This window comes from Collinsella sp. AF05-9 (assembly GCF_003465595.1).
Classification (GTDB): Bacteria; Actinomycetota; Coriobacteriia; order Coriobacteriales; family Coriobacteriaceae; genus Collinsella.
Map to the genome: position 1 here is coordinate 1 of NZ_QSBB01000045.1, position 11,969 is coordinate 11,969.

An 11,969-nucleotide genomic window follows, 5' to 3' on the forward strand; every position below is an offset into this window, starting at 1 on the left:
GCAACGGAAAAGAGCCGCCCTTTCGGACGACTCAAACTGTAATGGGGATTAAAAAATCATTGCAGAGGAGGAGATGCTGATGAAGCCGTTGCTGCTGCACGCCTGCTGTGCGCCGTGCTCGCTTGAGCCGGTTCGCTTGCTGCGCGAAGAGGGGTTTGAACCCACGATCTGCTGGACCAACCCCAATATTCAGCCGCACAATGAATGGCAGCGTCGCCTGGACGAGCTGCGCCGGTGGTGTGCCGACGGCGACATCGAGCTCATCGAGGCCGGGGAGGATCGCGAGCGCTGGGAGGCCGGCGTGGCCCCGATGGGTGCCGATCGGCCCCGTCGCTGTCGCGCGTGCTATGCCCTGCGTCTGGCCGAGGCGTGCCGCGTGGCTCGGGAGCGCGGGTTTGAATACGTGGGCACGACGCTCGCTGTCTCTCCGTATCAGTTGTTCGACACCTGCAATGACGTGCTCGAGCGTTTGGCTGCCGCCCGCGGTCTCACTCCGGTGATTCGCGATTTTCGCCCGTATTATCCCGAGGCTACGCGCCGTTCGCGCGAACTGGGCATGTATCGACAGAACTACTGCGGCTGCCGCTTTTCTGCTGTCGAGGCGGCCATGGACCGCGCCCGCATCCGCGACGAGCGCAAAGCCGCCAAAAAGTAGTTCGTTTGGGACGTCAGCCTGCTAGGATGTAGAGCGGACTTTAGCTATATAAGGAGTATCCGACGTGTCTATGCGTACCGATGATTTTGACTACAACCTTCCTGAGGAACTGATCGCCCAGGCTCCTGCCGAGCCGCGCGACTCCTGCCGCCTGCTGGTGGTGGATCGCAAAGGCTCCCAGGCGGGGAAGCCGCTGGAGCACGGCGGTACCGTTGAGCACCGCATCTTCCGCGACATCATCGACTATATCGAGCCGGGCGATGTGCTCGTCATCAACCAGACGCGCGTGATGCCGGCCCGCCTGATCGGTCGCAAGGCCGGCTCGGGTGGCGTGGTCGAGACGCTGCTGCTCAAGCGCCGTGAGGATGTGGATCCGCTCGGCCATGTGTGGGAGTGCCTGGTCAAGCCGGGCAAGCGCCTGAAGCCCGGTGCTCAGATTGAGTATCGCGCCGGTGGCGCCCATGCGCCCGAGGGGGCTCCCGTGGTGCTGACGGCCGAGGTCATCGACTTTGTCACCGATAGCCGCGGTGGCCGTCTGGTGCGCTTTGAGCCGGCCGGTTGCAATGCCGCCGGCGACCCGTGCACGCTCGACGAGGCCATCCATGCTGCCGGCCACGTGCCGCTGCCGCCCTACATTACCGATTACGAGGGCGACCCCGAGAAGTACCAGACCGTCTACGCCATGAAGGAGGAGCACTCGGCTGCCGCTCCCACGGCGGGTCTGCACTTTACGCCCGAGCTTATGGCTGCCATCGAGGCCAAGGGTGCCAAGTTTGCCGCCGTCGAACTCGAGGTGGGCATCGATACCTTCCGTCTGGTGGAGGAGGACGATCCCACGCAGCATGTGATGCACACCGAGCGCTACCACGTGTCGCAGGAGGTTGTCGACGCCGTGCATAAGGCGAAGGCCGAGGGCCATCGTGTGATTGCTGTCGGTACCACGGCGGTGCGCTCGCTCGAGAGCGCGTTTGACGCCGATGCTCCGGTGTCCGATCCGGCTGTGACGGCGCGCTATTTTGAAGGCCGCGAGGACGGCGCCGACACGCTCGGCCGCGGTGACATCGTGGTGCGCGAGAACGCCACGACGCAGCTCTACCTCATGCCCGGCTCGACCTATCACGTGGTCGACGCGCTGATCACGAACTTCCACGTGCCGCGCTCCACGCTCATGATGCTCGTGAGCGCGCTTGCCACCCGCGACCAGATCATGGATGCCTACGCCGCCGCCATCGAGGAGCGCTACCGCTTCTTCAGCTTTGGCGACGCGATGCTCATTTGTTAGTTACGCGGTTCTACGAACCGCGTAACCAGTTGACGCTGCAAACGCCCCTAAGCGGCAATCGGGGGTTCCGCCGTTCTACCGAACGGCGGACCGGCCGACGCTGTGCGGGCCGCATTTGGACAATCTGACGTTCAACTTCAAGGGCGCGACCAGAAGGTCAGCGCCCTTTCGTTTCACGTCACCTTGTCTCAAATGCGACCCGCTCGCTGGCGTTGCCAAGACATCGGCGTCGCCTTGGTCCGGACTAGCCGTTTGGGGCACTCATTGGGGACGTACTTAAATGAGTGCCTGCAGAATGAGAGTGGATAATCTCCCGTTTTTGGCCTGCTTGGGGGCTCAAAGTGGGAGATTATCCACTCTCGTCATTGGGCTAGTCGTTGGGGACGTTCTTGTTTGACTAGTCGTTTAAGAATGTCCCCAATGACTACTTGCTTGGCAGCTGGCTTACTTGCTCGCGAACAGCCAGATGAGGATGATCACGAGGACTACGGCGACAATGCAGACGATGGCGCCGGTGAATTTGATGCGTGAGTCGCGGGTACGTTCGCGCACCGCGTCCTCGGTGGCCTCGAGCTGGGTGACTTCTCGCTCGGTCTCGGCGTGTTCGGCTTTGTCTCGGGCCAAGGATCCTGCAAGCGACTCAGTGATCTCTGGGTGGTCGTGCACTTCGGTCGCCTGTTCGATGATCGACTGCGCATGTGCGGCATCTGCTTGGGCGTTGGCGATGCTCTGCTCCTGGTCGCGGCGTGCCTTGTCCTCGGCAGTGATCTTCTCGCGCAGTTCGCGCTGACGAGTCGCGGCGGCTGTCTTCGCCGTCTGCAGCTCGTCGCGCGCGGCATCGGCTTCGGTCGTCACGGCTTGGTGCGCGCGTTTTGCGTCGGCGATAGGGGCTTGAGCCTGCTCGACGGCCTGCTCGGCTGCGGCAAGCGAGTGCTCAAGGTCGGCGGTGATGCGCGGGACATCTTCTTCGGCTTTACGCAGGGCATCTGCCGTGTCGGAAATCTGCATCGAGAGCTCGCTGGTGCGCACCGTATAGTTGGCGGGATTTGCCGAGGGATTGCGTTGCAGCTCGGCATACTCATGGCGCAGCGTCTCGAGCTGGGCGCGCGTGGCGTCGACGGTTTGTTGTGCGGCCGCAATGCCGGCGTCTCGCTCGGCCTTCACCTTGTCGCGGATGCGCTTGGAATCCTCAAGACGTCGAACGAGGCGGTTGCCGGTCTCGCGAGAGCTCGCCTCGCGGGCCTCCACGGCGTCGAGCGCGGCCTTCAGGCGGAGCTCAGTCGCGTCATCCTCTGTCTTCATTTGTTCGAGCTGACCATTGAGCTCTGTCGCTTTGGCGGCGTGGGCATCACGGTCAATCTCGGCTGCCGCAGCGGTCTTTTGCGCTGTGGCGATCGCCTGACGCTGGTCGGCGACGATCTGGTCGTAGCGGCCTGCGATATCCTGGCGCGTCTCGAGTTCCTCGGCCTGATCGGCAATGCGCTGCTCAAGTTCGGCCAGGTGGGCGCGGGCATCGGCAAGTGCCTTTTTCGCGGCGTTCATCTCGCGCATGGCCGACGCGCCCTGGGCGATAAAAGTGCCCACGGCGTTAGCGGTGTTTGAGACGGCGCTCCCCAGGTCGCGGCTCGTGGCGGGGGCATGCGTGGTGGTCGGGTGCGCGGCTTCGGCGGCATTCGTATCGGCAGTCTGCGGCGTGGCGATATTGCCGGTGCCGCCTTCGATCACGGAAAAGCCCGCTGCGTGCGGGTCGACCGCGTCGGTGCCGATCGTGGGGTGCTCGAGTTGCAGGAACGAGGGCATGGTGCTGCCCTGGTCGGCAACCGGGGTCTCGCCGGGTACAAAGGTCGAGGCGGCCTCGGCAGCCTCTTCCTCTTCGGCGTCAACGTCGGCATCGGCGACAGCATCCTTCATCGCTTTGACGGCATCCATCATGGAGTCCATGACGGCGTCGAGCTCTTCTTCCGAAGACACCTCGATGGGGCCCGCTGCTTGCGGAGCGGCGTCCTTTTCGGGGGCGTCGTCCTGAGCGGCCGAATCGTCGTTTTGCTCGTCGGCATCTTCGGCCGCAGGGATTTCCGTCGCAGCGCCGTTATCCAGAGTGGCGTCGTCGATGTCGGTATCATTGCAGGTCGCAGCGTCAGTATCTGCGGCGACGTCTGCTGAATCATCAATATGCTGTTGAGTCTGGGGGTCCAGCTCGTCTGTCATAGGCATGTGCTCCTCATCGTTGTTCGTCACCCTATGATAAAGTCTCGCGCCGACATCCCGCGCGCCGCAGCAAAGTTCCAAAACGTGTTCGATGGCTCGTGTCGATAGCAAAAATTCGGCCACTTTATCCAGTTTGTACTTGACAATCCCTTCGCCGAAAGACGTTATGCCGTTCGCCTACCGAGGCCTTTTCTATTCACTTGAACACGCTAAAGTTGCATTTCAGCTTTTGGCGCGTGAAGTTGGATGCGCGCAGTCGACGGGCGGGCCCGTCGCGATTTGAAAGGACTTCGTATGGGACTTTTCACTGGTAAGACCGTGATCGTTACCGGCGGCGGCAAGGCCACGCTCAAGGACGGCTCCGCTGGATCCATCGGCTACGGCATCGATATCGCTTTTGCCAAGGAGGGCGCAAACCTCGTCATCACCGGTCGTAACGTTGCCAAGCTCGAGGCTGCCAAGGAGTCTCTTGAGGCTGAGTACGGCGTCAAAGTTTTGCCTGTTCAGGCCGATGTCTCCGCCGGCCAGGACAACGAGGCCGTCGTGCAGAACGTTATCGACAAGGCGATTGAGGAGTTCGGTCGCATCGACGCCGTCGTTAACAACGCTCAGGCCAGCGCCTCGGGTGTGACCATCGCCGACCACACTATGGACCAGTTCAACCTGGCCATTTACTCCGGCTTGTATGCCACCTACCTGTACATGCAGAAGGCCTATCCGCACCTGAAGGAGACTAAGGGTTCCGTGGTCAACTTTGCTTCGGGCGCCGGCCTGTTTGGCAACTATGGCCAGTGCAGCTATGCTGCCGCCAAGGAGGGCATCCGCGGCCTGACTCGCGTCGCCGCCAACGAGTGGGGCAAGGACGGCATCAACGTCAACATCGTTTGCCCGCTTGCCTGGACTGCTGCGCTCGAGAACTTCCAGGATGCCTATCCCGAGGCGTTCAAGGCCAACGTCCACATGCCGCCGGCGGGCCACTACGGCGACGTCGAGAAGGAGATCGGCCGCGTGGTCGTTCAGCTTTGCGGCCCCGACTTTAAGTACATGAACGGCGAGACCGTCACCCTCGAGGGCGGCATGGGCCAGCGTCCGTAGGGTTACGCGGTTTTACCAAACCGCGTAACGGCTCGACGCTGCGCGGTCGCCAGAGCGACAACTTGTCATTCAAAGAGGACGGCATGACCAGAAGGTCTATGCCGCCCTCTTTTCATGCCAATTTGTTCGCTCTGGCGACCGCTCGCTGACATTTCCAAGACATCGGCGTTGCCAAAACATCGGCGTTGGCGTGGCTGGTAAATAGCTCCACTCATTGGGGACGTACTTAAATGAGTACCCGCCGCATGAGAGTGGATAATCTCCCGTTTTCGGTTTGTGTTTCGGGCAAAAGTGGGAGATTATCCACTCTCGTGAGGGGGGCATCCGAAAATCCACGCTCGTTTGCTGTCCCCTTTGCACTAGTTTCTGTCGAGTCGGTGCTTCTTGCGGGTTGCTCGTATAATGGGTTGCGTATGAACCGCAACCAAGGAGTTCCAGTTTATGGACCAAAGCCTCTTTAAATTCGACCTGTTCGCCGAGGACCCGACGACGCACGCGCGTGCCGGCGTTCTGCACACCCCGCACGGTGATATCGAGACGCCGATCTTTATGCCCGTGGGCACCAAGGCAAACGTCAAGGGCATTCCCACCGAGACCGTCAAGCAGCTCGGCGCCCAGATCGTGCTTGCCAATACCTATCACCTGTCCATGCGCCCCGGCGAGGACACCATCGCCGAGCTAGGCGGACTGCACAAGTTTATGAACTGGCATGGTCCCATCCTCACCGACTCGGGCGGCTTCCAGGTGTTTAGCCACAACGATGCCGTCAAGCTCACCGACGAGGGCGTGCGCTTTATCGTCAACGATTACGACGGCCGCCACGTGTTCTGGACGCCCGAGGACAACATGGAAATCGCCATGAAGCTTGGCTCCGACATCTGCATGCAGCTCGACCAGTGCCCGGGCTATCCCGCCACGCGCGCCTACGTTGAACGCGCCGTTGAGCTGTCGAGTATGTGGGCCGAGCGCTGCTATAAGGCGCATACCCGCGATGACCAGGCGCTCTTTGGCATCGTTCAGGGCGGCATGCACCTGGATCTGCGCCTGCGCTCGCTGCGCCATCTGGAGGAGTGCGGCGATTTTCCGGGTTATGGCATCGGCGGCTACTCGGTGGGCGAGGATCACGAGACCATGTTCGAGACGCTGGCGCCGCTCGCGAGCGAGTACATGCCCAAGCACAAGCCGCGCTACCTGATGGGCGTCGGCAACCCCACCACCCTCGTGCGCGGCGTGGGCGTGGGCATCGACATGTTCGACTGCGTGCTGCCGACGCGTACCGGTCGCATGGGCACGGCGTTTTCGAGCGAGGGTCGCCTCAACTTCCGCAACGCCCGCTTTGCGCACGACGACGGCCCCATCGATCCCACCTGCACCTGTCCGGTGTGCACGGGCGGCTACAGCCGAGCGCTTATTCGCCACATGGTCACGCAGAAGGAGATGCTCGGCGGTATTTTGCTCTCGATGCACAACATCTACTACCTGCTCAATCTTATGAAGCAGGCGCGTCAGGCCATTATCGAGGGCCGTTACGGCGCATTCGTGAGCGATTGGATGAATAGTCCTGCCGCGGTGGATTACTAAGGGCGACAGGCACGCTTACAGAGCGTGGGCAACGGCAAAGGCTGAGCGGCAGCCGCTCGTCACATTCGCTGACGCCGGCTGCGCGACCGCTGACCGATGCCTTGCAAACGCATGATGCATCGTGGGTACCATACCGAATAGTTGATGTTCGGGCGGGTGTTTGGCGCATGGCGTCGACCCCGCCCGCTTTTCTTTTTCTCGATAGGAGTACCCATGATTAAGAATGAGAACGTCGAGGGCGAGCCTGCCTACGACGAGACGTACCGCCGCGGCCCCGTGGTTATGCGCGGCCCCATGATTCCTAAGGACAACACCTACGCCAACCTGCTGGCGCCCGAGGAGTCGACCGATTGGTTGCACGCCGACCCGTGGCGTGTGCTGCGCATTCAAGCCGAGTTTGTCGATGGCTTTGGCGCGCTTGCCGAGCTCGGGCCTGCGGTGACCATCTTCGGTAGCGCCCGCACGCCCAAGATCGATCCGCTCTACAAGGCGGCGCGCACGGTCGGTCGCAAGATTGCGCAGCGCGGCGTGGCGGTTATCACCGGTGGCGGCCCTGGCGTTATGGAGGCGGCCAACAGGGGAGCGGCGAGTGTCAATGGCAAGTCGGTCGGCTTGGGTATCGAGCTTCCGCACGAGCACGGGCTCAACAAATATGTGAACCTCGGCATGGACTTCCGTTACTTCTTTGTGCGCAAGACCATGTTCGTCAAATACAGCTCGGGCGCCATCGTGTTTCCCGGAGGTTTTGGTACGCTCGACGAGATGTTCGAGGTGCTCACGCTGGTGCAGACGCACAAGGTCAAGCGCATGCCGCTTGTGCTGGTGGGCAGCGAGTACTGGCAGGGCCTGTTCGACTGGCTCAACGGCCCGGTGATGGACGCCGGTATGATCAGCCCGCTCGATCCGGATCTAGTACACATTACCGACGACCTCAACGAAGCCGTCGACATCGCCCTGAGCGGGCTGATGTAGGGTGCTGTGACTGTTGTTATAGCAATGTGAACGGCATACTGATGCTATTTAACATCAGTATGCCATCTAAACTGGGTATACTGATGCAAAAGACGAGGCGAGGAGGTCGCGTATGTCTACTGCAACGGTTAAGCCTACGACGGTTCGCATCGAAGAGGGGCTCAAGGAACAGGCGACTGAGTTCTTGGATACGGTTGGTCTGAGTCTCAATTCGTATCTCAACCTTGCTGTTCGGCAGTTGGTAAATCAACGAAAGATTCCTTTTGAGATCGTAGGAAGGGCGGAGGTGCCCAACGAGGCAACGAGGCGTGCCATGGTGATCGCCGAAGCTCATGAGTTGGGGATTCTGCCGGACGATAGCCCGTCATTCAACAACGCTGATGAGCTTATGTCATTCCTCGATGAGGAATAGCGATGTTCGAGATTAAAGTCGAGGCTCAATTTAAGGCGGACTACAAACGAACGATGCGCATGCATCCGCAGCTAAAGAGTGAGTTTAAGGCGGCAGTCGCAGAGCTTGCAGCTCACGGCTCGCTTCCCGCGGAATATGGCGCCCATGAGCTTTCAAACCCGGGCGGAAACTACAACGGCCACATCGATTTCCACCTATCCGGTGGCTTGGTCGACGTGGTCGTTCTCTACTTACCGCATAAGACTAATCCTGTGATCCGGCTGGTCAGAATGGGCTCGCATGAGGAGCTGTTCCAGGGCCCGCAGGGCTGATTGCCGATTTCTAAGTTGCGGTGGAATAGGGATTGATTGACGGCTAATAAGTCAAAAACAGTCCCTATTTAACCGCAGCTGCTGGGGGTACCCCGTTCGTCGCCGCGGCCTCCGGTTCCACTTTTCGCTGAATTTCGCTCAAAAGCTCGGCTGCGACTTCGCTGCTTTTGAAACGAATGCTGCAGTCTTCTTTCTTTGGGAAAGCCAGCAACGGAATAGCTCCGTACCAGACAGTTTCCTCGTCAATCACTGATGCGCACAGGCGTCCTTCGGCTTTGATGAGATAGTTGACGTTCATCTCGGCAAAAATCGCTTTCACGTCATCGCGTGGAGTTGAAGCAATAGAAATCTCAAGGGCAATTCCACGGGTAGCGGCATCCGCGAGTGCAGCGGCGAGCTTTTCAAGGCATGCGGCGGACGCGTAGGGTGCGGCAATAAAAATGCTTTTCGATGCGTTCTCGATGTCATTCACTAAAGCCTCCACGGCTCTTGCCGACCTAACGAGGATATTTCGATCGTCCTGTCTGTTGTCGTTTGCCGCAAAGACTTCATACCCCAGCTTGGCGTAGGTCTTGAGCCTCTTTTGGTACATGCGCGCGAACATGGGTATCGACAGGTCAACATAGTCGAATATCTCAACCCGCTGTTTGCCCTCGTGGCTTCTGTGTAGCCTACCTGCCTGCTGCGTTATGCTGCCGTCCCAAGATATTGGAGTGGCAATGAGCAAAGTGTCAAGGTAAGACAGGTCGAAGCCCTCGCCCAGAAGACTTTCAGTTGCGACGATGATTCGATGCTCATGCTCAAAGCTGGGAAGACTCTTCAGTATTGCTTTTCTTTCTTTGGCGTCGATTTCTCCGGTTAAGAGTATGGGTTCGTGTCCACGGCTTTGAAGTAGCCTGCATAGCTCTTCGGCATGCTTTTTTCTTTTAGATAGCACAAGCGGATGCCGGCCGTTTGATGCGGCCTCGAGGGCGTCCTCGATAATTGCTTCGTTTCTCGCGGCGTGTACACACAGGAGATCGAGAATTTGGTTAAAGGATGCTCCTGGTTCGTAGGTGGGTAATCGAATTCCGGTGAAACGCGGTCTAACAATGCGCTGAATCCCCTGCTGGATTGCTTGCGTTTTTGGATCGACGACATAGCGAACCGGGCCGCAGAGCATCGAGAGTGCCCGCGTGAGTCCGTCCGAACGCTCGGGCGTTGCGGAAAGGCCATATACATATTTGGCAGGAGCGGACTTGAGGACAAGCTCAAGCTGTGGCGCGGCCGCATGGTGGCATTCGTCACAGATGATGAGACTGTAATCGCGAACGAACTCCTTGGCTAATGACTCGCCGGTTTGGGGATCCTTGCCGGATAGCGACTGGAATGAAGCAATGTCGATGAGACGGCTTATGGCGGTCTTGCCTCCTCCGATTTGCCCAATGAGCGGAGGCTGTCTTTTGCTGATTCGTCCCTTTGGGGTTCGGACGGGCTCTCTGTTGTCCGTGATGTCGAGAAATCGTTCGAGTTGGGATTTCCATTGGGCAATGAGCGCAGTTTTAGGAACGATGACGAGCGTTGGAAGACCAATGGCAGCAATAAGATAAGCTCCGATGACGGTTTTGCCGAACCCCGTCGGTGCGGACATGATCCCGTCTTCATAGCCGAGCATCTGTTCAGCGACAATTTGTTGTTCAGGGCGAAGAGTCCCTTTAAATGCCATCACAATTGGATTGCTCGACTTGCGTTTGTCTGAATAGTGGGCAGAAACGCCGGCTTCTTGAAGCAGCCGCTCAAGTTGAACCTTGCAGCCTCTGGGAATCGCGACGTAGCCATCTCTAAGTTCGCTGAGGTCTATGAACCGCGGTTTGCCGAATACCGATTGATGCATAGATTGTGCGCGGAAGAATTCTGGGTTGGCAAATGTTGCAAGCCTGCGGACTTCCATTTGAGCTGCGGGACTCAGAGATTTTTCGGGGATATAGAGCATATCGGCCTGCGTGACGGACAGCGATGACGGGAAGTCCCGCGGTGTGAGCGGAAGCCGCTTTCGCAGTCTCTGGGAATGTGGCACACCGGTGTTTGCCGCCGCAACAGCTGCTATTCCATGTGACCTATTTTCGATGCTCTCGATCAGATTTTGCACCGTCACGCGCGGGATTAACTGGATTTGCGCAAGGTAAAGCCATTGATCGGGAAAGGGCTCAAATTGCTCGTCAACAAATACGCTGTTCCCTTTTCGCTGCGCTTTTCCTTGAAAAGGCAGCGCTATAAGATTTCCAAAGCCGCCCTCAGGAATGGTGGACTGCGCGGGCAGCATTCGGTCAAATGCTTTGAAGGTGATTGTCTTGTTCAGTATCGCCGCTTCGGTGATAAGGCCGCTTCCAAAATCTCGTGCGGTCTTTGCGCGGGTGAGCTCTAGGAAGAAAAACCAGACATGAGCGCCGTTACCTGATCTCGATCGCTCGACTGCAGCATCGATTCCATAGTTTTTTGCGACAAGCCGAATGGCGTTTGTCGCTTCTTTCCAATCGGCTCCGTCAAAGTCGATGACCAGGACTTTTGTGTTGCTGTCATTATCGAGAACATATTGACCTATGACGTCTCGGAGTCTGTCGTCACTGCCCTTGAAATGGGAGATGATCGCGGCATCGCTCAACTCGGGGAAGACGCGGCTGCTGCATTCCGTGCATTTGACTCTCTGGTGGCTTGCTTTGGGGCAAATGCCTGACTTCCACTCATTTGCGCAGGCGGGCGTATAGCCAATTCCTCCGTCTTTTCTGCGGTACCCATGAGCGTAGACATCTTTGCGGCCAGAAAAGAGATTGCGGAAGAGCTCGAGTTTGTCGCGCGCTGGGCTTGCGCTGGTGACGATATCTTCGATCTGCGCCCGTCTATCGAAAGAATCGCCAGCTTTCTCCCATTCTTCCAGCGTTGTATAACGGATGTCTGGACCGCTGCTGCAGATAACGATTTGCTTGCGCGGATCCGAAGCGTGGACGACCGTTTTATTGAATTTGAATAAGGCGCTCCCGAAAAGGGCGTATTGATGCGTGCCGTTGCTCATTTGAAAGCCATTCTTATCAGCGTTCATTGGGATGAGGGTACGTCATTTCAGCTTTATGAGATACGCGACTTCGATTTTGGTTCGGTAATAGTGGGGTACCGATCCGTGAGTGGCAATCAGCCGGTGCCAAAACGTGCGGCGGCTGTTGTTAAAGGTTTTTGACGGCTATGGGGCGGGTTGGCGGCGTGGGGAGGGGTTTTCGAATGACCCCGTGGTCAAATAACGTCAAATGTGAGTACTGCTGTTAATGTAGTCTCATAACATTTGGTAAGGATAGAATACCAATTCGACATTATTCTATATATCTAACCCATCAAACACGGCATTTTGAGCCTTGGCAAGGCGTGAAATTGGTAGCGCGCAGAGATGTGGTGTAAGAGGCGGGGCATGCCCCGCCTCCGCCC

At 58.5% G+C, this 11,969-nt stretch carries 9 protein-coding genes; 7 read left to right on the top strand and 2 right to left on the bottom strand.

Annotation, left to right across the window (positions count from 1 at the left end; translation table 11 throughout):
* Window positions 1-79: 79 nt before the first annotated feature.
* Both DWV43_RS09245 and queA read left to right on the top strand, forming a co-directional pair.
* Window positions 80-655, top strand: coding sequence for an epoxyqueuosine reductase QueH (locus tag DWV43_RS09245; RefSeq protein ID WP_117818282.1), 576 nt, complete (start codon window positions 80-82; stop codon window positions 653-655).
* 70 nt (window positions 656-725) lie between these two features.
* The gene (gene queA, locus DWV43_RS09250) at window positions 726-1,937 is read left to right on the top strand and encodes a tRNA preQ1(34) S-adenosylmethionine ribosyltransferase-isomerase QueA (RefSeq protein WP_117818284.1); all 1,212 of its coding nucleotides are present in this window, start codon (window positions 726-728) and stop codon (window positions 1,935-1,937) included.
* A 444-nt stretch (window positions 1,938-2,381) separates the two neighbouring features.
* On the opposite strand, the gene DWV43_RS09255 is transcribed toward queA, so the two are convergent.
* Entirely contained in the window at window positions 2,382-4,145 is a 1,764-nt protein-coding gene (locus DWV43_RS09255; RefSeq protein WP_117818286.1) for a hypothetical protein, read from the bottom strand.
* Window positions 4,146-4,439: 294 nt separating this feature from the next.
* Here DWV43_RS09255 and DWV43_RS09260 point away from each other — a divergent pair, with 294 nt between their 5' ends.
* The 5 genes from DWV43_RS09260 (at window position 4,440) to DWV43_RS09280 (ending at window position 8,516) form a co-directional block, all read left to right on the top strand.
* A complete protein-coding gene (locus DWV43_RS09260; RefSeq protein WP_006235414.1) occupies window positions 4,440-5,240 on the top strand; it encodes an SDR family NAD(P)-dependent oxidoreductase in 801 nt (266 codons plus the stop codon).
* A 441-nt stretch (window positions 5,241-5,681) separates the two neighbouring features.
* Complete coding sequence (tgt, locus tag DWV43_RS09265; protein ID WP_117818288.1) at window positions 5,682-6,821, top strand: tRNA guanosine(34) transglycosylase Tgt; 1,140 nt, start codon at window positions 5,682-5,684, stop codon at window positions 6,819-6,821.
* Window positions 6,822-7,034: 213 nt separating this feature from the next.
* Window positions 7,035-7,793, top strand: a complete 759-nt coding sequence (locus DWV43_RS09270; protein ID WP_117818290.1) for a TIGR00730 family Rossman fold protein — start codon at window positions 7,035-7,037, stop codon at window positions 7,791-7,793.
* Between the two features lie 112 nt (window positions 7,794-7,905).
* The gene (locus tag DWV43_RS09275) at window positions 7,906-8,205 is read left to right on the top strand and encodes a type II toxin-antitoxin system RelB/DinJ family antitoxin (protein WP_117818292.1); all 300 of its coding nucleotides are present in this window, start codon (window positions 7,906-7,908) and stop codon (window positions 8,203-8,205) included.
* Window positions 8,206-8,207: 2 nt separating this feature from the next.
* Window positions 8,208-8,516: a type II toxin-antitoxin system YafQ family toxin gene (locus DWV43_RS09280; RefSeq protein WP_117818294.1), complete on the top strand. Its 309-nt coding sequence runs from the start codon at window positions 8,208-8,210 to the stop codon at window positions 8,514-8,516.
* Window positions 8,517-8,580: 64 nt separating this feature from the next.
* Here DWV43_RS09280 and DWV43_RS09285 read toward each other — a convergent pair whose 3' ends face one another.
* Window positions 8,581-11,565 (bottom strand): DEAD/DEAH box helicase family protein, encoded by a 2,985-nt coding sequence (locus tag DWV43_RS09285; protein WP_158569862.1) that lies wholly within the window; start codon window positions 11,563-11,565, stop codon window positions 8,581-8,583.
* Window positions 11,566-11,969 lie beyond the last annotated feature (404 nt).